Source organism: Streptomyces sp. NPDC090119, assembly GCF_044747085.1.
Taxonomy (GTDB): domain Bacteria; phylum Actinomycetota; class Actinomycetes; order Streptomycetales; family Streptomycetaceae; genus Streptomyces.
The window spans coordinates 363,956-388,750 of the sequence record NZ_JBIVDK010000005.1 but is presented as its reverse complement, the minus strand read 5'-3'; the positions used below and the strand labels follow the sequence as shown (position 1 = coordinate 388,750).

Annotated in this window: 26 protein-coding genes; 18 read left to right on the top strand and 8 right to left on the bottom strand. The window is 73.3% G+C overall.

The annotated features are described in order from the left end of the window. Positions 1 to 270 precede the first annotated feature (270 nt). The 5 genes from ACIPPM_RS23360 (at position 271) to ACIPPM_RS23340 (ending at position 3,905) form a co-directional block, all read left to right on the top strand. A complete protein-coding gene (locus ACIPPM_RS23360; protein ID WP_401451004.1) occupies positions 271 to 1,707 on the top strand; it encodes a DUF2252 domain-containing protein in 1,437 nt (478 codons plus the stop codon). Between the two features lie 64 nt (positions 1,708 to 1,771). Beyond that, positions 1,772 to 2,242, top strand: coding sequence for a hypothetical protein (locus ACIPPM_RS23355; RefSeq protein ID WP_401451001.1), 471 nt, complete (start codon positions 1,772 to 1,774; stop codon positions 2,240 to 2,242). 141 nt (positions 2,243 to 2,383) lie between these two features. Next, positions 2,384 to 3,205, top strand: a complete 822-nt coding sequence (locus tag ACIPPM_RS23350) for a hypothetical protein (protein WP_401450999.1) — start codon at positions 2,384 to 2,386, stop codon at positions 3,203 to 3,205. Between the two features lie 59 nt (positions 3,206 to 3,264). Continuing rightward, on the top strand, positions 3,265 to 3,594 hold the full coding sequence (locus ACIPPM_RS23345) for a rhodanese-like domain-containing protein (RefSeq protein ID WP_401451488.1): 330 nt from the start codon (positions 3,265 to 3,267) through the stop codon (positions 3,592 to 3,594). A 29-nt stretch (positions 3,595 to 3,623) separates the two neighbouring features. After that, complete coding sequence (locus ACIPPM_RS23340) at positions 3,624 to 3,905, top strand: hypothetical protein (protein ID WP_401450997.1); 282 nt, start codon at positions 3,624 to 3,626, stop codon at positions 3,903 to 3,905. 12 nt (positions 3,906 to 3,917) lie between these two features. On the opposite strand, the gene paaE is transcribed toward ACIPPM_RS23340, so the two are convergent. The 5 genes from paaE to paaA are packed head-to-tail and all read right to left on the bottom strand — an operon-like array spanning position 3,918 to position 7,543. After that, positions 3,918 to 4,982, bottom strand: coding sequence for a 1,2-phenylacetyl-CoA epoxidase subunit PaaE (gene paaE / locus ACIPPM_RS23335; protein ID WP_401450994.1), 1,065 nt, complete (start codon positions 4,980 to 4,982; stop codon positions 3,918 to 3,920). Continuing rightward, the gene (gene paaD, locus ACIPPM_RS23330) at positions 4,982 to 5,530 is read right to left on the bottom strand and encodes a 1,2-phenylacetyl-CoA epoxidase subunit PaaD (RefSeq protein ID WP_401450991.1); all 549 of its coding nucleotides are present in this window, start codon (positions 5,528 to 5,530) and stop codon (positions 4,982 to 4,984) included. Before paaD ends, paaE begins: the two co-directional genes overlap by 1 nt. Beyond that, positions 5,524 to 6,243: a 1,2-phenylacetyl-CoA epoxidase subunit PaaC gene (gene paaC, locus ACIPPM_RS23325; RefSeq protein WP_401450989.1), complete on the bottom strand. Its 720-nt coding sequence runs from the start codon at positions 6,241 to 6,243 to the stop codon at positions 5,524 to 5,526. Before paaC ends, paaD begins: the two co-directional genes overlap by 7 nt. After that, positions 6,240 to 6,527, bottom strand: a complete 288-nt coding sequence (gene paaB / locus ACIPPM_RS23320) for a 1,2-phenylacetyl-CoA epoxidase subunit PaaB (protein ID WP_130337920.1) — start codon at positions 6,525 to 6,527, stop codon at positions 6,240 to 6,242. Before paaB ends, paaC begins: the two co-directional genes overlap by 4 nt. Continuing rightward, complete coding sequence (gene paaA / locus ACIPPM_RS23315; RefSeq protein WP_401450987.1) at positions 6,524 to 7,543, bottom strand: 1,2-phenylacetyl-CoA epoxidase subunit PaaA; 1,020 nt, start codon at positions 7,541 to 7,543, stop codon at positions 6,524 to 6,526. Before paaA ends, paaB begins: the two co-directional genes overlap by 4 nt. Positions 7,544 to 7,874: 331 nt before the next feature. Here paaA and ACIPPM_RS23310 point away from each other — a divergent pair, with 331 nt between their 5' ends. From ACIPPM_RS23310 to ACIPPM_RS23300, 3 genes are read left to right on the top strand one after another with little or no spacing between them, the layout of a single operon-like run. Then, the gene (locus tag ACIPPM_RS23310; protein ID WP_401450984.1) at positions 7,875 to 8,735 is read left to right on the top strand and encodes a DUF5819 family protein; all 861 of its coding nucleotides are present in this window, start codon (positions 7,875 to 7,877) and stop codon (positions 8,733 to 8,735) included. Beyond that, entirely contained in the window at positions 8,732 to 9,964 is a 1,233-nt protein-coding gene (locus ACIPPM_RS23305) for an HTTM domain-containing protein (protein WP_401450981.1), read from the top strand. The genes ACIPPM_RS23310 and ACIPPM_RS23305 overlap by 4 nt, the downstream gene beginning before the upstream one ends. Further along, complete coding sequence (locus ACIPPM_RS23300; protein WP_401450978.1) at positions 9,961 to 10,701, top strand: TrmH family RNA methyltransferase; 741 nt, start codon at positions 9,961 to 9,963, stop codon at positions 10,699 to 10,701. The genes ACIPPM_RS23305 and ACIPPM_RS23300 overlap by 4 nt, the downstream gene beginning before the upstream one ends. A gap of 11 nt (positions 10,702 to 10,712) precedes the next feature. Here the strand turns inward: ACIPPM_RS23300 and paaN are convergent, their stop codons facing one another. Further along, entirely contained in the window at positions 10,713 to 12,404 is a 1,692-nt protein-coding gene (gene paaN / locus ACIPPM_RS23295; protein WP_401450975.1) for a phenylacetic acid degradation protein PaaN, read from the bottom strand. Between the two features lie 212 nt (positions 12,405 to 12,616). Between paaN and ACIPPM_RS23290 the strand changes: the two genes are divergently transcribed. After that, the gene (locus tag ACIPPM_RS23290) at positions 12,617 to 14,131 is read left to right on the top strand and encodes a 3-hydroxyacyl-CoA dehydrogenase (protein WP_401450972.1); all 1,515 of its coding nucleotides are present in this window, start codon (positions 12,617 to 12,619) and stop codon (positions 14,129 to 14,131) included. Further along, the gene (locus tag ACIPPM_RS23285; RefSeq protein WP_401450969.1) at positions 14,128 to 14,715 is read left to right on the top strand and encodes a TetR/AcrR family transcriptional regulator; all 588 of its coding nucleotides are present in this window, start codon (positions 14,128 to 14,130) and stop codon (positions 14,713 to 14,715) included. Before ACIPPM_RS23290 ends, ACIPPM_RS23285 begins: the two co-directional genes overlap by 4 nt. A 27-nt stretch (positions 14,716 to 14,742) precedes the next feature. Here ACIPPM_RS23285 and ACIPPM_RS23280 read toward each other — a convergent pair whose 3' ends face one another. Beyond that, entirely contained in the window at positions 14,743 to 15,240 is a 498-nt protein-coding gene (locus ACIPPM_RS23280; protein WP_401450966.1) for an Lrp/AsnC family transcriptional regulator, read from the bottom strand. 175 nt (positions 15,241 to 15,415) lie between these two features. Here ACIPPM_RS23280 and pdhA point away from each other — a divergent pair, with 175 nt between their 5' ends. From pdhA to ACIPPM_RS23245, 7 genes are all read left to right on the top strand, one after another. Then, complete coding sequence (gene pdhA, locus ACIPPM_RS23275; protein ID WP_401450963.1) at positions 15,416 to 16,561, top strand: pyruvate dehydrogenase (acetyl-transferring) E1 component subunit alpha; 1,146 nt, start codon at positions 15,416 to 15,418, stop codon at positions 16,559 to 16,561. Beyond that, positions 16,558 to 17,562 (top strand): alpha-ketoacid dehydrogenase subunit beta, encoded by a 1,005-nt coding sequence (locus tag ACIPPM_RS23270; RefSeq protein ID WP_393594213.1) that lies wholly within the window; start codon positions 16,558 to 16,560, stop codon positions 17,560 to 17,562. Before pdhA ends, ACIPPM_RS23270 begins: the two co-directional genes overlap by 4 nt. Continuing rightward, on the top strand, positions 17,562 to 18,935 hold the full coding sequence (locus ACIPPM_RS23265; RefSeq protein ID WP_401450960.1) for a dihydrolipoamide acetyltransferase family protein: 1,374 nt from the start codon (positions 17,562 to 17,564) through the stop codon (positions 18,933 to 18,935). Before ACIPPM_RS23270 ends, ACIPPM_RS23265 begins: the two co-directional genes overlap by 1 nt. An 83-nt stretch (positions 18,936 to 19,018) precedes the next feature. Further along, positions 19,019 to 19,975: an NTP transferase domain-containing protein gene (locus ACIPPM_RS23260; RefSeq protein ID WP_401450957.1), complete on the top strand. Its 957-nt coding sequence runs from the start codon at positions 19,019 to 19,021 to the stop codon at positions 19,973 to 19,975. After that, a complete protein-coding gene (locus ACIPPM_RS23255) occupies positions 19,972 to 21,330 on the top strand; it encodes a molybdopterin molybdotransferase MoeA (RefSeq protein WP_401450954.1) in 1,359 nt (452 codons plus the stop codon). Before ACIPPM_RS23260 ends, ACIPPM_RS23255 begins: the two co-directional genes overlap by 4 nt. Then, the gene (locus ACIPPM_RS23250; RefSeq protein WP_401450951.1) at positions 21,327 to 22,424 is read left to right on the top strand and encodes a potassium channel family protein; all 1,098 of its coding nucleotides are present in this window, start codon (positions 21,327 to 21,329) and stop codon (positions 22,422 to 22,424) included. The genes ACIPPM_RS23255 and ACIPPM_RS23250 overlap by 4 nt, the downstream gene beginning before the upstream one ends. Before the next feature lie 46 nt (positions 22,425 to 22,470). Beyond that, a complete protein-coding gene (locus ACIPPM_RS23245) occupies positions 22,471 to 23,451 on the top strand; it encodes an NAD(P)H-quinone oxidoreductase (protein ID WP_401450948.1) in 981 nt (326 codons plus the stop codon). Positions 23,452 to 23,494: 43 nt separating this feature from the next. On the opposite strand, the gene ACIPPM_RS23240 is transcribed toward ACIPPM_RS23245, so the two are convergent. Further along, complete coding sequence (locus ACIPPM_RS23240) at positions 23,495 to 24,004, bottom strand: hypothetical protein (RefSeq protein WP_401450945.1); 510 nt, start codon at positions 24,002 to 24,004, stop codon at positions 23,495 to 23,497. 205 nt (positions 24,005 to 24,209) lie between these two features. Between ACIPPM_RS23240 and ACIPPM_RS23235 the strand changes: the two genes are divergently transcribed. Continuing rightward, positions 24,210 to 24,749, top strand: a complete 540-nt coding sequence (locus tag ACIPPM_RS23235; protein ID WP_401450942.1) for a bacterial proteasome activator family protein — start codon at positions 24,210 to 24,212, stop codon at positions 24,747 to 24,749. The last annotated feature ends 46 nt before the right edge of the window (positions 24,750 to 24,795 follow it).

Genomic DNA, 24,795 nt, shown 5'->3' with positions numbered 1-24,795 from the left:
AGGGCGACGAGAGCGGCACAGCGCACGTCGCCGGGGACGAGCACCACGCTGGGCACTCCGCTGGTGAGCGGCACGGTACGAAGTGCCCCGCACGAGGTCGCTGCCGACGGGCAGGCGTGGGCACTGGTGCGGGAGAGGCCGTGGATGTCCACCAGTGGTGAGTTGTCCACAGGGTCTGACGCGTTTCGGTCACCGCATGTACCTTCGGCACGAGTTGATGTTCGAGGCGCTCGTGCGGGGCGTGGGCGGTGTGCGGGGGAGGCGGTCACGGTGACCGGAGTCGGGGTGGAGCTGGTTGACGCGGTGGGCGGCGCGGGGCCGGAGAGTCGGGTGCCACGGCTGCGCGGGTTCGCGCAGTGGCCCCCGCGAGGCTCCGCCAAGCACCAGGGCAAGGCGCTGCGGGCCGAGGTACCGCGCTCTTCCCACCGGGACCTCGTGGTGGACGACGCGCGTCCGGACGCGGTCGCCGCGGTGGAGGAGTCCAACGCCGGGCGCATCCCCGGACTGACCCCGATACGGGTGGGCCGCATGGCCGCCTCCCCCTTCGCCTTCCTGCGCGGCTCGGCCGGCCTCATGGCGTACGACCTGGCCCGCACCCCGGTGACCGGCATCGGCACCCAGCTCTGCGGCGACGCCCACGCGGCCAACTTCGGTCTGTACGGCGACGCGCGCGGCGGCCTGGTCATCGACCTCAACGACTTCGACGAGACCGTGCACGGCCCCTGGGAGTGGGACCTGAAGCGGCTCGCCGCCTCCCTGGTGCTGGCCGGGCGGGAGGCCGGGGCCGATGAGGACACCTGCCACGCGGCCGCGCGGGACACCGTGGGCGCGTACCGGCGCACCATGCGGCTGCTCGCCAGGCTCCCCGCGCTGGACGCCTGGAACGCCATCCCGGACGAGGAACTCGTCTCCCACACCGACGCCCATGACCTCCTCGGCACCCTGGAGCGGGTCTCGGCGAAGGCGCGGGCCAACACCAGCGGCCGCTTCGCCGCCAGGTCGACGGAGGAGACCGGGGACGGCGGCCGCCGTTTCGTGGACGCGGCCCCGGTGCTGCGCCGCGTCCCGGACGCGGAGGCCGCCGTCGTCGCCGCGTCGCTGGAGCCGTATCTGTCGACGCTCGGCCCGGACCGGCTGCCGCTGCTCGCGCGGTACGCGGTGCAGGACGTCGCCTTCCGCGTCGTCGGCACCGGCAGCGTCGGCACCCGCTCCTACGTGGTGCTGCTCCTCGACCACCGCGGCGAACCGCTCGTCCTCCAGGTCAAGGAGGCCCGGCCCTCCGCGCTCACCCCGCACCTGGCCACCGCGGGCTTCCCGGTGCCGGCCGCCGAACACGAGGGGCGGCGCGTGGTCCTCGGGCAGAAGCGGATGCAGGTCGTCAGCGACATATTGCTGGGCTGGACCACCGTCGACCAACGGCCTTTCCAGGTGCGCCAGTTCCGTAATCGCAAGGGCAGCGTGGACCCCGCCGCCCTCGCCCCCGACCAGGTCGACGACTACGGCCGGATGACCGGCGCCCTGCTGGCCCGCGCCCACTCCCACAGCGCCGACCCCCGCCTCATCGCGGGCTACTGCGGCAAGAACGAGGAACTGGACGACGCCATGGCCGACTTCGCCACCGCCTACGCCGACCGCACCGAGGCCGACCACGCCCAGCTGGTCGCGGCGGTGCGCTCCGGGCGGATCGCTGCCGAGGCGGGGGTGTGAGCGGGGATGCGGGGACGACAGGGGTGGTCGCCGTGGCCGGGAAGAGGGTGCCCGGGGTGGTGAGATGAAGTACGTCGAACTGCGCGGCGGCGGCAGCGAGGAGCCGGTGCTCGCCGACCCCCGCCCCTATCTCGCCCGGCTGCCCGGCATCGCTGTCGGACTTCCGCCCGGCGCCCGCGCCTTCGCCACCGATCCGGCGCACTACGACCCCGACGCCAAGCGCTGCGTCCGCGACCTGCTGCCCACGCGGGTGCACCGCACGGCCGACGGCGACGTCGAGATCCGCTTCCGGCACAACTGCTTCCGCCACGAGGAGGACCTCCTCGTCCGCTACACCGGCGTCTCCCGCTTCCAGTCCGATGTGCTGGACGTGTGCGATCCGGCCTCGCTGGGCGATGTGATCCTCGACGAGATCCTGCCGCTGCCCGGCGGCTGCACCCATGAGGTGGCCTGCCGCCCCGGCCGCCTGGTGGTGGCCTGCCGGGACCTGGTGGCCGAGTGGGTACCGGCCGCCTGCCCGGACGAGGGGGTCTAGACGAGGGGGGCTGGGCGGGGGTGGCCGCGGAGAAGGCGAGTTGGGCCGGGTGGTCGTCCGCGTGGTCGTCCGCGTGGTCGTCCGGGTGGTGGTCCGGTTCGGCCTGGTTCGGCTCTTGTGGCCGTGGCCTAGGCTGGTCGGGTGACGACCCCGGAAGCTGAGCAGACCGAGCAGTCCCAGTCGCCGCGGCCCGAAGAACGGCTGGAAAACGCCGTCCGCGCCGCCGAGCAGGCGCTGATCGACTTCGAGATCGCCGTGGAGACCTTCCGCGTCGAGGTCGAGAACTTCGCCCGGCTGCACGAACAGCGGCTCGGCCCGCTGTACGCCCGCATCGAGGAACTGGACGCCTCGATCGCCGAGGCGCGGGCCGCCCGCACCCAGGACCCCGAGGACATCCGCCGCGCCGCCGAGGCCCGCGCCAACCTCTCGCCCATCCCCGGCGTCGAGGAACTGCTGCACGGCTGGATGGACGGCCAGGGACTCTTCCCCGAGGCCACCGCGATGCTCACCGACCAGCCGGTGCGGCCTCCGGAGCGGGTGCGTCCCAGCGAGGAGGTCCGCAAGCTCTACCGCGACCTCGCCCGCAAGGCCCACCCGGACCTCGCCCAGGAGAACGCCGAGCGCGCCCGCCGCGAGGAGTTCATCACCCGCGTCAACGCCGCCTACGCCCGCGGCGACGAGGCCCTGCTCCGGGAACTCGCCGCGGAGTGGGCCGCGGGCCCGGTGCCGCCCGAGCGGCAGCCCAGCCCCAGCGACGAGCTGTACGCCCGCCTCGAGTGGCTCTCCCAGCGCAAGGAACTGCTCACCCTGGTCGCCCGGGAACTGGAGAACGGCGCCATCGCCGGCATGCTCCGGCTCGCCCCGGACGACCCCGACAGCCTCCTCACCGAGATCGCCGAGCGGCTGCACGGTGACATCTCGCGCCGGGAGGCCGATCTCGCGGCCCTGCTGACGCAGGAGTGAGCCACGGCGTCGGGTGCGGCGCTTCGGGTAGCGTCGGGGGCATGAGTTTCGGAGCTGGTGTGCCCACGGTCGAGGTCACGGACCTCAAGGACGGCGATTTCCTGCTGGACGTCCGCGAGGACGACGAGTGGCAGGCCGGTCATGCCGAGGGGGCGCTGCACATCCCGATCAGCGAGTTCGTCGCCCGGTACGGCGAGCTGACCGAGGCCGCCCCGCAGGACGGCCGCGTCAACGTCGTCTGCCGCTCAGGCGGCCGCTCGGCCCAGGTCACCATGTACCTCGTCCAGCAGGGCATCGACGCCGTGAACGTCGACGGCGGCATGAAGCACTGGGAGGCCACGGGCCGCCCGGTGGTGACGGACACCGGTCAGGCCGGGGTCGTGATCTAGCAGGTGCCGCCGACAAGCGGGGCCCGGCGATGACGGTCGTGCCGGAGGCGTACGAGGGCGGCCTGCGTCGTCTGCTCAACGACTGGGACCCGCTCGACGTCGCCGAGGACGCGCAGGACGAGTACGACTGCATGCTCGGCCGGCTGTTCCTGCTGCTCCGGACCGGCGCGGACCAGGCGCGGATCGCCGGGTTCCTCCGCGACGATCTGACGGACCACTTCGGGCTCGATCCGCGCTTCCTGGGAACGGAGTCGATGGCCGCCCGCCTGCTCGCCTGGTGGGACGGCGCCGCTCCGCAGCACGACGCCTGACCCCCGGCCCGCTCACCGGTCGAAGTCCACCTCCACCTTCTCCGTCAGGGGGTGGGACTGGCAGGCCAGGACGTAGCCCGCTTCCGTCTCCTCCGTCTCCAGGGCGAAGTTGCGGTCCATGCGGACCTCGCCGGAGACCAGGAAGGCGCGGCAGGTGCCGCAGACGCCGCCCTTGCAGGCGTAGGGGGCGTCGGGGCGGTTGCGCAGGACGGTGTCCAGCAGGGATTCGCCCTGCTGGGTCGGCCAGCTGCCGCCACGGCCGTCGAGGCGGGCGGTGACCGTGCTGTGCGCGGCCGTCGGTGCGGTGGTGGCCGGGGCGGTGCCGCCGTCCACGTGGAAGATCTCCTGGTGGATGCCGGACCGGTCGACGCCCAGGCCGCGCAGGGCCCGCTCGGCGTCCTCCACCAGCCCGTACGGTCCGCACAGGAACCAGCCCTTCACCTGGTCCACCGGGAGCAGGGCGGGCAGCAGTCCGGTGAGCCGGTCCCGGTCGAGGCGCCCCGACGGCAGCCCCGCCTGCTGTTCCTCGCGGGAGAGCACGGTGACCAGCTGGAACCGCTCCGGGTAGCGGTCCTTCAGGTCGGCCACGTCCTCCAGGAACATGGTCGAGGCGGCCGAACGGTCGGCCCGGATCAGGCAGAACCGCGCTTCTGGTTCACGGGCCAGCAGCGTGGCGGCGATCGACAGCACCGGGGTGATGCCGCTGCCGCCCACGACCGCCGCGAAGTGACCCGGCGCCGGGTCCAGGGTGAAGCGCCCGGCCGGGGTCATCACCTCCAGCTCGTCCTCGGCGGCGATCTCCTTGAACGCGTACGTCGAGAACGCGCCCCCGTCCACCAGCCGCACCCCCACCCGCAGCGTGCTCGGGCCGTCCCCGGCCGGGTCGGGTGCCGGGGAGCAGATCGAGTAGGTGCGGCGGATGTCCCCGCCGTCCAGGCGGCGGCGCAGGGTGAGGTGCTGGCCCGGCTTGTGCCGGTACTCCTCGCGCAGCTCGGCAGGCACGGCGAAGGTGACCGCGACCGAGTCGTCGGTCAGCCGGTCGATCCCGGCCACCCGGAGCCGGTGGAAGCGTGCCATCACAACTCCTTGAAGTGGTCGAAGGGTTCACGGCAGGACAGGCACCGGCGCAGCGCCTTGCAGGCCGTGGAGGAGAACCGGCTCAGCAGCTCGGTGTCGGCGGAGTCGCAGTGGGGGCAGCGGATGGCCTCCGGCGTCGTCCCGGTCTCCGCTTCCCCGTCGTACCCGGTGCGGGTCGGGCCCAGCGTGAGGGTGACCGGGCCACCGGGGTGCTGGGTGCGGGGCGGGGCTATGCCGGACCGCTGGAGCTTGCGGCGGCCCTCGGGAGTGATGTCGTCCGTGGACCATGCCGGGGCGAGGACGGTGCGGACGGTGACCTCGTGCATGCCGTGGGCGCGCAGGACCCGCTCGATGTCGGCGCTCATCGTCTCGACGGCCGGGCAGCCGGTGTAGGTCGGGGTGAGGTCCACCTCGACGGAGTCGGCGCCGGTGAGGTGCACCGCGCGCAGTACGCCCAGTTCGTGCAGGGTGAGCACGGGGAGTTCGGGGTCGGGCACCGACCCGGCCAGCTCCAGCAGCTCCGCCTCCAGCGCGGTGACGGTCACCATGACGCCCCCGGGTGGCTGCGGTGCAGGTGCTGCATCTCGGCGAGCATCCGCCCGAACGACTCGGTGTGCAGGCCCTGTCGGCCCGCGCCCGCCGCCCAGGCGCCCGTACGGGGACCCTCGGGGACGGGCAGGGTGGCGCGGTCGAGCACCTCGGTGACAGCGGCCAGCCAACTCGCCTCCAGAGCAGCCCAGTCGACGTCCACGCCGGGCACCGGCTGGAACATCTCGCCGGTGAAGCGCCACAGCGCGTCGCAGGCTCGGCTCATCCGGTCGTGGCTGAGTTCGGTGCCGTCGCCGAGGCGCAGGGTCCACTGCTCGGCGTGGTCGCGGTGGTAGGCGACCTCCTTGACCGCCTTCGCGGCCAGCGGCTGGAACGGGCCTTCCCGTGAGGCGAGTTCGGTGTACAGGAGGTGCTGGTAGGTGGAGAAGTAGAGCTGCCGGGCGATGGTGTGGGCGAAGTCCCCGTTGGGCTGTTCCACCAACTGGAGGTTGCGGAACGCGCGTTCCTCGCGGAGATAGGCGAGTTCGTCCTCGTCGCCCGCCATGGAGAGCAGGACGCGGGCCTGGCCGAGCAGGTCCAGCGCGATGTTGGCGAGGGCCACCTCCTCCTCCAGGACGGGGGCGTGCCCGGCCCACTCCCCGAGGCGGTGGGAGAGCACCAGGGCGTCGTCGCCGAGGGCGAGCGCGGCGGTGGTGGGGACGGTGGCGGTCACAGGTGCTTCACCCCTTCCGGGATCTCGTAGAAGGTCGGGTGCCGGTAGGGCTTGTCGGCGGACGGCTCGAAGAAGGGGTCCTTCTCGTCGGGCGAGGAGGCGGTGATCGCGGTGGCCGGGACGACCCAGATGGAGACGCCTTCGCCGCGCCGGGTGTAGAGGTCACGGGCGTTGCGCAGGGCCAGCTCCGCGTCGGGGGCGTGCAGGCTGCCGGCGTGGGTGTGGGAGAGGCCGCGGCGGGAGCGGACGAAGACCTCCCACAGGGGCCAGTCGGTGTGGGTCATGCGCGCGTCGCTCCTGTCCGGCCGGTGCTCCCGGCGTGTTTGGCCGCGTGGGCGGCGGCCGCTTCCCTGACCCAGGCGCCCTCGTCGTGTGCGCGGCGGCGCTGGGTGATGCGCTGTTCGTTGCAGGGGCCGTTGCCCTTGAGGACTTCCTTGAACTCGGTCCAGTCGATGGCGCCGAAGTCGTGGTGCCCGCGCTCCTCGTTCCACTTCAGGTCGGGGTCGGGGAGGGTGAGGCCGAGGGACTCCGCCTGGGGGACGGCGATGTCGACGAAGCGCTGGCGCAGCTCGTCGTTGGAGTGGCGCTTGATCTTCCACTCCATGGACTGGGCCGAGTGCTGGGAAGAGTCGTCGGGCGGGCCGAACATCATCAGCGAGGGCCACCACCAGCGGTCGACCGCGTCCTGCGCCATGGCGTGCTGCTCGGGGGTGCCCTGGCTCAGGGCGAGGAGCAGCTCGTATCCCTGGCGCTGGTGGAAGGACTCCTCCTTGCAGATGCGGACCATCGCGCGGGCGTACGGGCCGTAGGAGCAGCGGCACAGGGGGACCTGGTTGGTGATGGCGGCGCCGTCCACCAGCCAGCCGATCGCGCCCACGTCGGCCCAGGTCAGGGTCGGGTAGTTGAAGATCGAGGAGTACTTCTGGCGGCCGGTGTGCAGCTTGTCGAGCAGTTCCTCGCGGCCGGTGCCGAGGGTTTCGGCGGCGCTGTAGAGATAGAGGCCGTGGCCCGCCTCGTCCTGGACCTTGGCCATCAGGATGGCCTTGCGGCGCAGGCTGGGGGCGCGGGTGATCCAGTTCGCCTCCGGCTGCATGCCGATGATCTCGGAGTGGGCGTGCTGGGCGATCTGGCGGACGAGCGTGGCGCGGTAGGCGTCCGGCATCCAGTCGCGTGGCTCGATGCGCTCCTCGGCGGCCACGGCCGCGTCGAAGGCGTGCTGGTGTGCCGCCGTGTCCGCGGTGGCGCCGGGTGCGCCGCCCGCGGAGGTGCGGTCCGTGCGAGGCGCGGCTGCTGTGGCCATGCGGTCCCCCTGACCTAGGACTCTGCCGGAAACACGTCCCGACCGATCGTTCGGTTCGTGCGTGTCAATGGTGTGCCGGGGCGTCGTCGGGTGTCAACCGCTGTGGACAAGGCGGGGCCGACGCGGGGGCAGCGTGGGGACCACGCCGTGGGGCGCCTGTGGAAAACCTCCGCGGCGGCCGGGGGCCGTGGGCCGGGCCCAGGGCTGCGCGGGCGGGTGGGGCTGAGTACCGTTCCGTGCGGGTGCCAAGCGGAAGCAAAGGCGTCCGAGGACCAGGGGGCGCCTGTGACGGGCGCGTCGTCGACGGAGCGGAAGCGGGGGACGGGGCGGGATGGACGCGTACGACGAGGACTCGAAGGGCTCGCTCGGGCCGGACGGGTCGGCCGGGGCGCGTCGCGCGGGGGCCCTCGACGGCCCTGGCGGACCGCCCGGAGGCGGCGGACCGGATGGGGCGCCCGGAGGCGGCGGACCAGGTGAGGCGCCCGTGGCCGCCGACCCCGCTGACCTAGCCCGCCCCGCCGACCCCGCACCGGAACCGACGCCGAGCGCCGGGCTGGCCGCGCTGTCCCCCCGCTACCGGCTCGTGGCGTGGGGCGCGCTCGCGGTGGTGGCGGCCGTCGCCGCGGTGCACCTGGGCATGGTGTTCTTCAGCCTCGCGCCCGCGAACACCGTGACCAAGCGGCACGGCAAGGCGGTGGAGGCGTGGGTGTACCCGGAGTTCGAGCAGAACTGGAAGCTGTTCGCGCCGAACCCGCTGCAGCAGAACATCGCCGTACAGGTGCGCGCCCAGGTCCGGACCGAGGACGGTGACCTGCGCACCACCGGCTGGACCGACCTGTCCGCGCAGGACGGCGCCGCCATCGACGGCAACCTGCTGCCCAGTCACACCCAGCAGAACGAACTGCGCCGCGCCTGGGACTTCCTCGGCAGCACCCACGGCACGGACAACCGGCCCGTGGGCGTGCGCGGGGCGCTCTCCGAGCAGTACGTGCGCCGGATCGTGGTGCTGCGCCTGGGGCGCGACGAGGCGATCGGCCGCGCCGGGACGCTCCAGCGCGTGCAGGTGCGCTCCCGCACCGTCAACGTGACGCCGCCCGAGTGGAGCCGGGAGAAGGTCTCCACCGCCCCCGCCTACCGGGTGCTGCCCTGGTGGACGGTGACCGGTGACGAGACCGGGGCGGGTGCGCGATGAACCGGCTCTCCCAGGACTTCGCCCGCGGTGTCGAACGCGTCACCGGCTCGGCCCTCGGCCCGTACCAGAGTGCCGTGATCCGGATCGGGTTCGCCGGGACCTGGCTGCTGTTCCTGCTGCGCGAGTTCCCGCACCGCCGGGAGCTGTACGGTCCGGCCGGTCCTTGGAGCTGGAACCTGGCCCATCAGCTGATCGCCGAGAACCACGCCTTCACGGCGCTGATGTGGTCCGACGGGCAGCTGTGGTTCGAGCTCTGCTACCTCCTGGCGGTCCTGGCCAGTGCCGCGCTGCTGGTCGGCTGGCGCACCCGGACCGCCGCCGTGCTGTTCATGGTGGGGGTGCTGTCGCTCCAGAACCGCAGCGTGTTCATGGGGGACGGCGGCGACAACGTGCTGCACCTGATGTCCCTCTACCTGGTGTTCACCCGCTGCGGCCAGGTGTGGTCGCTGGACGCGCGCCGGGCGGGGCGCGCGGAGGCGGCACGCGCGCGTGCGGAGCGCGCGCGTGCGGAGCGCGTTCCCGCCGACCGGGTGGGTCCGGTGCTGTGGGCGGTGTCCGGCCTGGTGCTGGTCACGGCCGTGCTGACCGGCCGCTTCACCGGCGACTGGCTGGTGCCCGCGCTGCTGTGGACGGCGTGGGCCGGGCTCGGCCTGTGGTGGGCCGCGGGCCGCTGGGTGCGGTCGCCGCAGCCCCGGCTGCTGCTCGACGTGCTGGCGAACGTGCTGCACAACGCCGCGCTCGTCGTGATCATGGCGGAGGCGTGCCTGATCTACGCCACGGCCGGCTGGTACAAGATCCAGGGCTCGCGCTGGCAGGACGGCACCGCCGTCTACTACCCGCTCCACCTGGACTACTTCTCCCCCTGGCCCGCCCTCGCCGACCTGATGTCCGCCAGCGGCGTCCTCATGATGATCGCGACCTACGGGACGGTCATCGTGCAGGTCGCCTTCCCCTTCACCCTGTTCAACCGGCGTGTGAAGAACGTCCTGCTGGTGCTGATGATGACCGAGCACGCGGTGATCGCCGTCGTCCTCGGACTGCCCTTCTTCTCCCTGGCGATGATCACGGCGGACGCGGTCTTCCTGCCCACCGCCTTCCTGCTGCTACTCGGTGGCTGGGCGGCACGCGCGCGTGTCCGGCTGATACGGCGCGGCGGCGGGACGGCCCAGGTGCCGCCACCCCGCGCCCCGGAGGAGGCTGACGCGGGGCACGTAGGGTTCACGGCATGACCGACCCCCTGAACCGCTGGCGCGAGCGCGCCGGGGACGTCGTGCTGCTGGACGGTTTCCACGCCCTCAAGCACGCGCTGCGTTTCGGGGCCGAGGTGCCCGTGGCGGTCACCACCGACCGCGCGGCCACGCTCGCCCTCGCCGGTGAACTCGCCGGGGACGTCAGGGACCCGCTGGACGCGCTGCTGACGGAGGTGCCGCAGGCGGTCTACGCCTCCCTGGTGCCCCGCCCGCACCCGACCGGTGTGGCCGCGCTCGCCGTACGGCCGTCCCGCGAGGCCAACCTCAAGACGCTGGCCCACCGCCCGCGCACCGCGCCCGTGGTGGTGCTGGACGAGCCGCGCAACCTCGGCAACGCGGGCGCGGTGATCCGGCTGGCCGCCGGTTTCGGCGCGACCGGGGTCGTCACCACCGGCACCCTCGACCCCTGGCACCCCACCGTGGTGCGGGGCGGGGCGGGGCTGCACTTCGCCACCGCCGTGGAACGGCTCGGTGTCGAGGAGCTGCCCGCCGGGCCGCTGTTCGCCTTCGACGCCGAGGGCGACGACCTCCGGCGGGTCGAGCTGCCCGACGACGCTGTGCTGGCGTTCGGCTCGGAGCGCAGCGGGCTCTCGGCATCGCTGCGCGCCCGTGCCGACCGGCTGCTGGCGCTGCCCATGCGGCCGCAGGTCTCCAGCTACAACCTGGCCACCAGCGTGGCCATGACGCTGTACCACTGGAGCCCACGCGCCGCCTGAGGCCCTGAGGCTCACGCCTCCTTGCGCACCTCCACCACGCGGAAGCGGTTCGCGACGTACGCGCCGTCGGTGAGGGCCGCGTTCGCCGCCGGGTTGCCGCCCGAGCCGTGGAAGTCGGAGAAGGCGGCGGTCTGGTTGACGTACACCCCGCCGGTGAGGTTCAGGGAGAGCTGGGCGGGCTCCTCCAGGCAGACCTCCTCGATGGCCCGCGCGACCTCGGGGTCGACGGTGTGGGCGCCGACCGTCATCGCGCCCTGCTCGCGGATCGTGCGCCGCAGCAGGTCCACGGCGTCGGCGGTGGAATCGACGGCCACGGCGAAGGACACCGGGCCGAAGCACTCGCTGAGGTAGGCGGCCTCGGCGTCCGGCTTGGTGCCGTCCAGCTTCACGATGACCGGGGTGCGCACGATCGCGTCCGGGAAGTCCGGGTTGGTGATCTCGCGGGAGGCCAGGGCGACTTCGCCGAGGTCGGCGGCGGCCTCCAGCCGGGCCTTCACGTCCGGGTTGACGATGGCGCCGAGCAGGGCGTTCGCGCGGGCGTCGTCCCCGAGGAGGCCGTCGACCGCGCGGGCGAGGTCGGTGGTCACCTCGTCGAAGGACTTGTGGCCCTCGTTCGTGCTGATGCCCTCGCGCGGGATGAGCAGGTTCTGCGGGGTGGTGCACATCTGGCCGCTGTACAGGGACAGCGAGAACGCGAGGTTGGCCAGCATGCCCGGGTAGTCGTCGGTGGACTCCACGATCACCGTGTTGACGCCGGCCTTCTCCGTGTAGACCTGCGCCTGGCGGGCGTTGGCCTCCAGCCAGTCACCGAACTCCGTGGAGCCGGTGTAGTCGATGATCCGGATCTCGGGGCGGGTGGCGAGGGTCTTGGCGATGCCCTCACCGGGCCGCTCGGCGGCCAGCGCCACCAGGTCGGGAACGAACCCGGCCTCGGCCAGCACCTCGCGGGCGACCTGGACGGTGAGCGCCAGCGGCAGCACCGCGCGCGGGTGCGGCTTGACCAGGACCGCGTTGCCGGTCGCCAGGGAGGCGAACAGGCCCGGATAGCCGTTCCACGTCGGGAAGGTGTTGCAGCCGATCATCAGGGCGATACCGCGCGGCACCGGCGTGAAGCTCTTGGTCAGCGTGAGCGGGTCGCGCTTGCCCTGCGGCTTGCTCCACTCCGCCGTCTCGGGCGTGCGGGTCTGCTCCGCGTACGCGTACGCCACCGCCTCCAGGCCGCGGTCCTGGGCGTGCGGGCCGCCCGCCTGGAACGCCATCATGAACGCCTGACCGCTGGTGTGCATGACCGCGTGCGCGAACTCGTGCGTCCGGTCGCTGATCCGCTTCAGGATCTCCAGACAGACCGCCGCGCGGGTCTCCGCGCCCGCGTCGCGCCAGGCGGCCTGCCCGGCGCGCATCGCGGGGAGCAGCACGTCGAGGTCCGCGTGCGGGTAGCTCACGTCCAGCTCGATGCCGTACGGCGAGACCTCGCCGCCCACGAGGCCGTCGGTGCCGGGCTGGTCCAGGTCGAGACGGGTGCCGAGGAGCGCGTCGAAGGCGGCCTTGCCCGCGCCCGCGTCGAGGCTGCCGTGCTCGCCGTACGCCTTGGGGTGCTCGGGGTGCGGGGACCAGTACGCGCGGGTGCGGATCGCTTCCAGGGCCTGATCGAGCGTGGGCCGGTGCTTGGCGATCAGCTCGTGTGCGGTCGGTCGGGCGGTCATCCGGGACCAACTCCTCGTCTGCGTGAACTCGTCGTCGAGCTCGTGACCTGGGCGTTTGGAGAGACGGAAGGGTGGCGGCGGGCGCGGTGAGCGAAGCCTGCCGCCGGACGGTGGTGGGCTGCGGGCGGTCAGGGCTAGAGTAACCGAACGATCGGTCGGGACAAGGGGGTCCGCCGCATCTGTGGACAACGTCGTGCGGGAGGATCGCGCACATGACAGCTATCGACCTCAGCAGCCCCGTGGCCGTGGTCGGCACCGGCACCATGGGCCAGGGCATCGCCCAGGTCGCGCTGGCCGCCGGCCACCCCGTGCGGCTCCATGACACGGTGCCCGGACGGGCGCGGGAGGCCGCCGAGGCCATCGGCGCCCGCCTCGACCGGCTGGTGGCCAAGGGCCGGCTCGGCGCGGACGAACGGGACGCGGCGCGCGCCCGGCTCACCCCTGTCGAGCGCCTCGGCGAGCTGGCCGACTGCGCGCTGGTCGTGGAAGCCGTGCTGGAGCGGCTGGACGTCAAGCAGGAGCTGTTCCGGGCGCTGGAGGACATCGTCTCCGCCGACTGCCTGCTCGCCACCAACACCTCCTCCCTGTCGGTGACCGCCATCGGGGGCGCGCTGGCCTCCCCCGGCCGCTTCCTGGGCCTGCACTTCTTCAACCCGGCCCCGCTGCTGCCCCTGGTGGAGGTCGTCTCCGGGTACGCCACCGACGTCACGTCGGTCACGCGCGCGTACGAGACCGCCCGCGCCTGGGGGAAGACCCCGGTGGCCTGCGCGGACACCCCCGGCTTCATCGTCAACCGCATCGCCCGGCCCTTCTACGCCGAGGCGTTCGCCGTGCTGGAGACCCAGGGCGCCGACCCGGCCACCATCGACGCGGTGCTGCGCGAGTGCGGCGGGTTCCGCATGGGCGCCTTCGAACTGACCGACCTCATCGGGCAGGACGTCAACGAATCCGTCACCCACTCGGTGTGGAACTCCTTCTTCCAGGACGTCCGGTTCACGCCCTCGCTCGCCCAGCGCCGCCTGGTGGAGTCCGGGCGGCTCGGCCGCAAGAGCGGGCAGGGCTGGTTCGACTACGCCGAGGGCGCCGAGCGCCCCGAGCCGCACACCGCCGAGAAGGAGAAGCCGCCCGCGCACGTCACCGTCGAGGGCGACCTCGGCCCGGCCGCCGGACTGCTCCCGCTGATCCGTGAGGCGGGCATCCCCGTCCACGAGGAGGGCGAGGACCAGGGCAGTCGGCTGGCCCTGCCCGGCGGCGGGCAGCTCGTCCTCGCGGACGGCCAGACCGCCGTGGAGTTCCGGGACGTCGTCTACTTCGACCTCGCCCTCGACTACCGGGCAGCCACCCGGATCGCGCTCTCCGCCTCCCAGGACACCTCCGCGCGCACCCTCGCCGAGGCCATCGGCCTCTTCCAGGCGCTCGGCAAGGACGTCAGCGTCATCGGTGACGTGCCCGGCATGATCGTCGCCCGCACGGTGGCCCGGATCGTCGACCTCGCGCACGACGCCGTGGCCAAGGGCGTGGCCACCGAGGCGGACATCGACACCGCGATGCGCCTGGGCGTCAACTACCCCCTGGGCCCCTTCGAGTGGAGCCGCAGGCTCGGCCGCGGCTGGGCCTACGGACTGCTGGACGACCTCCATCTGCGCGACCCCTCCGGCCGGTACGCGCCGTCCCTCGCGCTCTACCGCCACGCGTACGCCACCGACAAGCGGGAGGGCACCTCATGACCACCGCCAAGCGCGACACGTACACCCCCGAGACCCTGCTCTCGGTCGCCGTGGAGGTGTTCAACGAGCGCGGCTACGACGGCACCTCCATGGAGCACCTCTCCAGAGCCGCGGGCATCTCCAAGTCCTCGATCTACCACCACGTCAGCGGCAAGGAGGAACTGCTGCGCCGCGCCGTCAGCCGGGCGCTGGACGGGCTCTTCGCCATCCTCGACGAGGAGCACGCGCGCGTGGGGCGCCCGGTGGACCGGCTGGAGCACGTCGTACGGCGCATGGTCGAGGTGCTCATATCCGAGCTGCCCTATGTGACGCTGCTGCTGCGCGTGCGGGGCAACACCGAGGCGGAGCGGTGGGCGCTGGAACGGCGCAGGGACTTCGACCACCGGGTGGCCGAGCTGCTGCGGGCGGCCGCCGCGGACGGGGACGTGCGCGGGGACGTGGAGGTCCGGCTGGCGACCCGGCTGGTCTTCGGAATGATCAACTCGGTGGTGGAGTGGTACCGGCCCGAGCCGGGCGGAGCGGGCGGGCGCGAGGTGGCCGACGCCGTGGTGCGGCTGGTCTTCGGGGGGCTACGCGAGGAGTAGGCGCGGGGAGTGGACGGGGCACGCCGGTCACGCGTCCGGTTCCAGGTCCTCCTCCTCGAACACCAGCAGCGTGCGGGTGCCGAGCACCTCGGGGATCGACTGGAGCCGGGTGAGCACCAGCTCCCGCAGCGCCCTGTTGTCCGGCGTGTGCACCAGCAGCAGTACGTCGAAGTCGCCGCCGACCAGCGCCATGTGGGATGCGCCGGGCAGGCGGCGCAGCTGTTCGCGGACCGTGCGCCAGGTGTTCTGGACGATGTTCAGCGTGATGTACGCCGAGGTGCCGTGCCCGGCCCGCTCGTGGTCGACGCGGGCGCCGAAGCCCCGGATCACCCCGTCCTCGACCAGCCGGTTGATGCGGGCGTAGGCGTTGGCGCGGGAGACGTGGACGCGCTCGGCGACCGAGCGTATGGAGGCCCGGCCGTCCGCCTGGAGGATCTTGAGGATGTCCTGATCTATGGCGTCGAGCGGGCGCGGCGGGGGTGTGCCGTTCGCCTCCACCGCCTGGGCCATTTGTTCAGGTGTCATGTCCCCCCGCTTCATCGCCGTGGACGTCCTGCATTCATTCCAGGCTGTGCAAAACCGTTTGTCCACAGCCTGAGGGGGCCGGTAGCCAAAATGCGCCGACGACCGAACAATCGGTAGGTGAGACGGGTCACAGCCGACCCGCCTCTCGTAGCCGCTCGCACGAGGAGGTGCCGTCATGACGGTCATGGAGCAGCGGGGCGCGTATCGGCCATCGCCGCCGCCCGCCTGGCAGCCCCGTACGGACCCCGCGCCGCTGCTGCCCGACGCCGAGCCCTATCGCGTCCTCGGCACCGACACGGCCGCCAAGACGGACCCGGACCTGCTGCGGCGGCTCTACGCCCAACTGGTCCGCGGCCGCCGCTACAACACGCAGGCCACCGCGCTCACCAAGCAGGGCCGGCTCGCGGTGTACCCCTCCAGCACCGGTCAGGAGGCGTGCGAGGTCGCCGCCGCCCTGGCCCTGGAGGAGCGCGACTGGCTCTTCCCGAGCTACCGCGACACCCTCGCCGTCGTCGCCCGGGGCGTCGACCCGGTGGAGACCCTCACCCTGCTGCGCGGCGACTGGCACACCGGCTACGACCCGCACACCCACCGCGTCGCCCCCCTCAGCACCCCGCTGGCCACCCAGCTCCCGCACGCCGTGGGCCTCGCGCACGCCGCGCGCCTCAAGGGGGACGACGTGGTCGCGCTCGCCATGGTCGGCGACGGCGGCACCAGCGAGGGCGACTTCCACGAGGCGCTGAACTTCGCCGCCGTCTGGCAGGCCCCGGTCGTCTTCCTCGTGCAGAACAACGGCTTCGCCATCTCCGTCCCGCTCGCGAAGCAGACCGCCGCGCCCTCCCTCGCCCACAAGGCGGTCGGGTACGGCATGCCGGGCCGCCTGGTCGACGGCAATGACGCGGCCGCCGTGCACGAGGTGCTCAGCGACGCGGTACGGCACGCCCGCGCGGGCGGCGGCCCGACCCTGGTCGAGGCGGTCACCTACCGCGTGGAGGCCCACACCAACGCCGACGACGCCACCCGCTACCGCGAGGACGACGAGGTCGAGACCTGGCGGCGGCACGACCCCGTCCAGCTCCTGGAGCGGGAGCTGACCGCGCGCGGGCTGCTCGACGAGGCCGCCATCGAAGAGGTCCGGCAGGACGCCGAGGCGATGGCCGCCGACCTGCGCGAACGCATGAACCAGGACCCCCGGCTCGACCCGATGGACCTCTTCGACCACGTGTACGCCGAGCCCACCCCGCAGCTCCGCGAACAGCGCGCGCTGCTCGAGACCGAGCTGGCCGCCGAGCAGGACGACCAGGAAGGCGACCCGCGATGACCACCGTCGCCGTCAAGCCCGCCACCATGGCGCAGGCCCTCACCCGCGCGATGCGCGACGCGATGGCCGCCGACCCGTCCGTCCATGTCATGGGCGAGGACGTCGGCACCCTCGGCGGGGTCTTCCGGGTCACCGACGGACTCGCCGCCGAGTTCGGCGAGGACCGCTGCACGGACACCCCGCTGGCCGAGGCGGGCATCCTCGGCGCCGCCGTCGGCATGGCCATGTACGGCCTGAGGCCGGTGGTGGAGATGCAGTTCGACGCGTTCGCCTACCCGGCGTTCGAACAGCTCGTCAGCCATGTCTCCCGGATGCGCAACCGCACGCGGGGCCGCATGCCCCTGCCCATCACGGTCCGCGTCCCCTACGGCGGCGGCATCGGCGGCGTCGAGCACCACAGCGACTCCTCCGAGGCGTACTACATGGCCACCCCCGGCCTGCATGTCGTCACCCCGGCCACCGTCGCCGACGCGTACGGGCTGCTGCGGCAGGCCATCGCCTCCGACGACCCGGTCGTCTTCATGGAGCCCAAGCGGCTGTACTGGTCCAAGGACTCCTGGAACGCCGACCACCCCACCGAGGTCGAGCCCATCGGGCGCGCGGTGATCCGCCGCCCCGGCAGCAGCGCCACCCTCATCACCTACGGCCCCTCCCTGCCGGTGTGCATGGAGGCGGCTGAGGCCGCCCGCGCGGAGGGCTGGGACCTGGAGGTCGTCGACCTGCGCTCGCTGGTGCCCTTCGACGACGAGACGGTCTGCGCCTCCGTCCGGCGCACCGGACGCGCGGTCGTCGTGCACGAGTCCACCGGGTTCGGCGGGCCGGGCGGCGAGATCGCGGCAAGGATCACCGAGCGCTGCTTCCACCATCTGGAGGCACCGGTGCTGCGCGTGGCCGGGTTCGACCTGCCCTACCCGCCGCCGATGCTGGAGCGGCACCATCTGCCCGGTGTCGACCGCGTGCTGGACGCGGTGGCCCGTCTCCAGTGGGAGGCGGAGAACTGATGGCACAGGTACTGGAGTTCAAGCTGCCCGACCTCGGTGAGGGGCTCACCGAGGCGGAGATCGTGCGCTGGCTGGTGGCCGTCGGTGACGTGGTCGCCATCGACCAGCCGGTCGTCGAGGTCGAGACGGCCAAGGCGATGGTGGAGGTGCCCTGCCCCTACGGCGGTGTGGTCACCGCCCGCTTCGGCGAGGAGGGCACCGAACTGCCGGTGGGCGCACCGCTGATCACCGTCGCGGTCGGCTCCCCGGACCCGGTCGGCACCGCCGCCGAGACCGAGGCCGAGGGCTCCGGCAACGTCCTCGTCGGCTACGGCACCCAGGCCCCCGCCCGTCGCCGACGCCGGGTGCGCGCCCAGCTCACCGTGGCCAACGGCGCCGCACCGGCGGCACCGGCCCCCGCCCCGGTGCCGGTCGCACCGGAGCCCCCCGCCCCCCTGGGCCCCGTCCCCGTCATCTCCCCCCTGGTCCGCAAGCTCGCCCGGGACAACGGCGTGGACCTGCACGCACTGCGTGGCACCGGCCCGGACGGCCTCATCCTGCGCGCGGACGTCGAGGCGGCCCTCCGCGCCGAAGCCACAGCGCCCACCGCAGCCACCGCAGCCACACCGTCCACCGCAGCCACACCGTCCACCGCGGCTACGGCGCCCGCCGAGATCTCCGCCGCCCCGCCCACCGCCCGCCCCGAAGGCACCCGCATCCCCCTCAAGGGTCTGCGCGGCGCCGTCGCCGAGAAGCTGAGCCGCAGTCGCCGGGAGATCCCGGACGCCACCTGCTGGGTCGACGCCGACGCGACCGAACTCCTGCGCGCGCGGGCCGCGATGAACGCCGCCGGGGGCCCGAAGATTTCCCTGGTCGCGCTGCTCGCCCGCATCTGTGCCGCCGCGCTCGCCCGGTTCCCGGAGCTGAACTCCTCCGTCGACACCGAGGCCCGTGAGGTCGTCCAACTGCCGGGTGTGCACCTGGGGTTCGCCGCGCAGACCGAACGCGGGCTGGTCGTGCCGGTCGTCCGGGACGCCCACACGCGGGACGCCGAGTCGCTGACCGCCGAGTTCGCCCGGCTCACCGAGGCCGCCCGCGCCGGACGGCTGACACCGGCGGAACTCACCGGCGGCACCTTCACGCTGAACAACTACGGCGTCTTCGGCGTCGACGGCTCCACCCCGATCATCAACCACCCCGAGGCCGCCATGCTCGGCGTCGGCCGCATCGTCCCCAAGCCATGGGTGCACGAGGGCGAGTTGGCCGTACGCCAGGTCGTGCAGCTCTCGCTCACCTTCGACCACCGGGTCTGCGACGGCGGCACGGCGGGCGGCTTCCTCAGGTACGTGGCGGACTGCGTGGAACAGCCGGCGGTACTGCTGCGCACGGTGTGAGACGGGTTCCGGGCCGCTTCCCGCGCGGCGGCCCGGGAGGCGGCGGCGCCCGTCCCGGAGGCAGCACCGGCCATACTCGAAGGGTGACCGACAACGCCCCGGCCGGCCCTCCTCCGGCCGCATCCCCCGAGTCCAGCGCGCCCGCACCGGCGACCGGCGTGCCGTACGACGCCGTCGTGCTGGCCGGAGGCGGTGCGCGTCGGCTCGGCGGGGCCGACAAGCCCGGTGTCCAGGTCGGCGGCCGGGCGCTGCTCGACCGGGTGCTGGACGCCTGCGCCGACGCCGCCGCCACCGTCGTGGTGGCCGACCCCCGCGCCACCGTCCGGCCGGTGCGGTGGGCGCGGGAGGAGCCGCCGGGCGCCGGACCCGTCGCGGCTCTCGACGCGGGGCTGCGGCTCAGCACCGCCGAGTACGCGGTGGTGCTCTCCGCCGACCTGCCGTTCCTCGGCGCGGACACCGTGCACCGGCTGCTGGCCGCCCTGCGGGACGGCGATGCCGACGGGGCGATGCTCACCGACGACGACGGCCGCGACCAGCCGCTCGTGGCCGCCTACCGCACCACCTCCCTGCGCGACGCCCTCGCCGACCTCGCCGCCGAGCACACCGAGCACACCGAGCACACTGCGCACGGCGGTCTGACCGGTCTGCCCCTGCGTCGGCTGACCGCCGCCCTGCGCCTGACCCGGCTCACGGACCCGCTGGCCTCCTTCGACTGCGACACCTGGGAGGACATCGCCCACGCCAGGGCGCGGATCAGGGAGCATGGGCACGTGCTGAACGAATGGATCACCGCAGTCAAGAACGAGCTGGGCATCGAGCTCGACGTCGACACCCGCGTCCTCCTCGACGCCGCGCGCGATGTCGCCCACGGCGTGGCCCGCCCCGCCGCCCCGCTCACCACCTTCCTCATCGGCTACGCCGCCGCCCAGGGCAAGGGCGACGCCGAGTCCATCGCCGAGGCGTCCGCCAAGGTCGCCGACCTGGCCATCCGCTGGGAGGCCGAGCACAGCGAAGGCGGGTCCGCCCCGGACGCCGGATGACCGCCTCCGGCACCCACACCGGGCCGCACGCCGGGAACGGCGACGATCTCGACGTAGAAGAAGCCCTGGCACTCGTCCGCGCGCCCGAGGCCGACCAGAACAACCGGGCCGACGCGACCGGGCACCCCGAACACCCGCACCCGCACGGCCACGAGGGCGCCACCTCCTGGCCCCGGGCCCGCGAGATCGCCGCGCGGGCCGCTCGCCGGGCCGCGCGGCGCCCCGTCGTCTCCGTCGCGCTCGGCGACGCCCTCGGGCTGGTCCTCGCCGCGCCCCTGGACGCGCTCAGTGACCTGCCCTCCTTCGACACCTCCGCGATGGACGGCTGGGCCGTCGCCGGACCCGGGCCCTGGCAGCTCCGCGACGGCGGTGTGCTCGCCGGGCACGCACCTCCCGAGCCGCTCACCGACGGCGAGGCGGTCCGGATCGCCACCGGCGCCCGCGTCCCCACCGGCGTCACCGCCGTCCTGCGCAGCGAGCACGGCCGCACCGGCCCCCAGGACCGGCTGCACGCCCTGGGCGAGATGAGCCACGGCCAGGACATCCGCCCGCGCGGCCAGGAGTGCCGTCGCGGAGACCAGTTGCTGCCCACCGGCACCCTGATCACCCCGTCCGTGCTGGGCCTCGCCGCCGCGGCCGGGTACGACACCGTCACCGTCGTCCCCCGCCCGCGCGCCGAGGTCCTCGTCCTCGGCGATGAACTCCTCACCGAGGGGCTGCCGCACGACGGGCTGATCCGGGACGCGCTCGGCCCCATGCTGGCGCCCTGGCTGCGCGCGCTGGGCGCCGAGGTCATCGCCGTCCGCAGGCTCGGTGACGACGCCAAGGCGCTGCGCAAGGCGATCACCACTTCCCGCGCCGACCTGATCGTCACCACCGGGGGCACCGCCGCCGGACCCGTCGACCATGTCCACCCCACGCTGAACCGGATCGGCGCCGAACTCCTGGTCGACGGCGTCGCGGTGCGCCCCGGCCACCCGATGCTGCTGGCCCGTACCAAGGCGGACCAGCACCTCGTCGGGCTGCCCGGCAACCCGCTCGCGGCCGTCTCCGGACTGATCACGCTCGCCGAGCCCCTGCTGCGGGCGCTGGCCGCCCACCCGGAGCCCGAGCCGTACCGGACGCCGCTCGGGGAAGCGGTGCGGGGACACGCGCACGACACCCGGCTCGTCCCCGTGGTGCTGCGCGGGGAGCGGGCCGTACCGCTGCACTACAGCGGTCCCGCCATGCTGCGCGGGATCGCCACCGCCGACGCGCTGGCCGTCGTCCCGCCGGGCGGCGCGACGCAGGGCGCCGGAACGGAACTGCTGGACCTGCCGTGGACCACGGCCGGAATCGGGGTGTGTTTCACGTGAAACTTCCGGGCCATGACGCCATAGCCCGCCAGGCCGACGAACATCTGGTGCCCTCTCGGGTGAAGCTCCCGAGGAAGGCGGTGGAACGCCCCATACGCCAGGTCACCAAACGCCTGGTCATGGCGCTGCTGGTGCTGGTGGCGACCGCGTTCGTCGTCTACGCCGACCGCAGCGGCTACCGCGACAACTCCGACGGCCCCGTCGACCTGCTCGACGCGTTCTACTACGCCACGGTCACCCTCTCCACCACCGGGTACGGCGACATCACGCCGGTCAGCGACAGTGCCCGGCTCGTCAACATCCTCGTCGTCACCCCGCTGCGCGTGCTCTTCCTGATCATCCTGGTCGGCACCACGCTGGAGGTCCTCACCGAACGCACCCGTGAGGAATGGCGTCTCAATCGCTGGAGGTCCACCTTGCGCGACCACACCGTGGTCATCGGCTTCGGCACGAAGGGGCGCTCGGCGATTCAGACCGTCTGCGCGACCGGGCTGAAGAAGGAACAGGTCGTCGTGGTCGACCCCAGTTCCAAGGCGATCGAGGCGGCCACCGCCGAGGGCTACGCGGGCGTCACCGGCGACGCGACCCGCAGCGAGGTGCTGCGGCGCGCGGAGGTGCACAAGGCACGGCAGATCATCATCGCCCCGCAGCGCGACGACACCGCCGTGCTGGTCGCGCTGACGGCACGCCAGCTCAACCGGGGTGCCAAGATCGTGGCCGCCGTCCGTGAGGAGGAGAACGCCCCGCTGCTCAAGCAGTCCGGCGCCGACGCGGTCATCACCAGCTCCGGAGCGGCGGGCCGGCTGCTCGGCCTGTCCGTGCTCAGCCCCGCCGCGGGCATGGTGATGGAGGACCTGATCCAGCAGGGCAGCGGCCTGGACATCGTGGACCGCCCGGTGGTCCGAGCCGAGGTGGGCCGCAGCCCGCGCGAGGCGGCGGACCTCGTGGTCAGCGTCGTACGCGGCCACCGGGTGCTCGGCTACGACGACCCGGCCGTCGGCGAGTTGCAGCTCACCGACCGGCTGATCACCATCGTCCGGGCCAGTCCCTCCGCGCATGTCACCCCGCACGCGCGTCCACTGCCGGGCGACTGAGCGGGCCACCAGGACCGCGGCCCGGCCGGGGAGTAGCGTCGCGGGCATGTATGCGATCACGATTTCCGAACCCGGCGGGCCCGAGAACCTGACCTGGACCGAGGTCCCCGATCCGGTGCCCGGCGAGGGCGAGGTGCTGGTCGAGGTGGTGGCCAGCGCCGTCAACCGCGCCGACATCATGCAGCGTCAGGGCCACTACGACCCGCCGCCCGGCGCCTCCGCGTACCCCGGTCTGGAGTGTTCCGGCCGGATCGCCGCGCTCGGTCCCGGGGTCTCCGGCTGGTCCGTGGGGGACGAGGTGTGCGCGCTGCTCTCGGGCGGCGGCTACGCGCAGAAGGTCGTCGTCCCGGCCGGACAGCTGCTGCCGGTGCCCGCGGACATCGGGCTGGTGCAGGCGGCCGCGCTGCCCGAGGTGGCCTGCACGGTGTGGTCCAACGTCTTCATGCTGGCTCACCTCAGGCCCGGCGAGCTGCTGCTCGTGCACGGGGGTTCCAGCGGTATCGGCACCATGGCGATCCAGCTGGCCAAGGCCATCGGCGCGCGGGTGGCGGTGACCGCCGGAACCAAGGAGAAGCTGGACTTCTGCGCCGAGCTGGGCGCGGACATCCTGATCAACTACCGCGACCAGGACTTCGTGACCGAGATCGAGCGGGCCTCGGACGGCGCGGGCGCCGATGTCATCCTCGACAACATGGGCGCCAAGTACCTGGGCCGCAACGTGGAGGCGCTCGCCGTCAACGGCCGCCTGATGATCATCGGGATGCAGGGCGGCACCAAGGGCGAGCTGAACATCGGGATGCTGCTGGGCAAGCGGGGCGCGGTCAGCGCGACCTCGCTCCGGGCCCGCCCGCTGAGCGAGAAGGCGGCCATCGTGGCGGCCGTGCGCGAGCATGTCTGGCCGTTGATCGCGTCGGGCGTCGTCCGTCCGGTGGTGGACCGGGAGCTGCCGATCACGGACGCGGCCGAGGCGCACCGGGTGGTGGAGGGCAGCGGCCACATCGGCAAGGTGCTGCTGGTCGCCTCCTAGGGCCGGCCGGTCACCGGTCGCGCCTCGCAGCGAGCCCGGCCGGTCAGGTGCGGCGGATGCGCAGGCCCACCAGGGCCAGGGCGAGTCCCAGGCCGAGCAGGACCAGTCCGCTGCCCAGGGGGAGGAACCGCGGCGGCCGTGCCGAGGTGCCCTCCCCCTGCCGTACGGCGGCGGGCCGCGAGGTCTCGGTGGCCGTCGAGGCGGTCGGGGTGGGCGCGGCGGGGCTGTCGGCGGTCTCCGGCTCCTCCGGGTAGGCGGCCGCCGGGGTGGTGGGCGTGCCGCTGCCCGTCGGGTCCTGGGCCTGCTCCTCCGGGTCCGGCAGCGCGGGCCGTCCCGGCCGCATCCGCCCTTCCCCGGCCCGGCTCCCGGCCCGCGCGGGCTTGGAGACGGTCGGGGACGGCGAAGCGGTGTCGGCGGCGTTCCGGGCCCGCACGGCCGGGGCGGAGGAACGGCCCGAGGGCGTGGGGGAACCCGGCGGGGCGCTCTCCGCGCCGTACGCGGTCGCGGTGCCGTACACGGGGGCGGCCGTCGCCAGGACGAGCAGCACCCGCACGAGGCGGAGCGTGAGTCGTAGCCATGGAGTCACGTCGGTGACCTCCGGAGGAATGCCGAGGGAAAGACGGAGTCCAGCCTCACATTTCATGGCGGAACGGGCATTCCGGGTTGGGCCGTCGGGGGTCGGTCCGGCTGATGTGCCGGATCACCGACGTACGGGGGTGCGTCGGTGAGGTGGCGGCGGGGTGCGAGAGAATGACGGCATGGAGATGCCGAGGAACGAACGGTCGCCCGAGAATCCCCCGATCCTCGTCGTGGGTCAGGACGGGATGGCGCTCGGTGGTGGCACGGACGAGGGCTCCCGCGAGATTCCGGTGACGGAGCAGGTCGAGCAGCCGGCGAAGGTCATGCGGATCGGCAGCATGATCAAGCAGCTGCTGGAGGAGGTGCGCGCCGCTCCTCTGGACGAGGCGAGCCGGGTGCGGCTGAAGGAGATCCACGCCAGCTCGGTCAAGGAGCTGGAGGACGGTCTGGCGCCCGAGCTGGTGGAGGAGCTGGAGCGGCTGTCGCTGCCCTTCACGGACGAGGGAACGCCGAGCGACTCGGAGCTGCGGATCGCGCAGGCCCAGCTGGTGGGCTGGCTGGAGGGCCTGTTCCACGGCATCCAGACCACGCTGTTCGCCCAGCAGATGGCCGTGCGGGCCCAGTTGGAGCAGATGCGCCGCGCGCTCCCGCCGGGCGCGGTCCCGGAGGGCCCCGAGGACCAGCACACCGGTGGCCGCTCGGGCGGGCCCTACCTGTAGATCCTTACGCGCGAAGGGCCCGGCGGGAGCGATCCGCCGGGCCCTT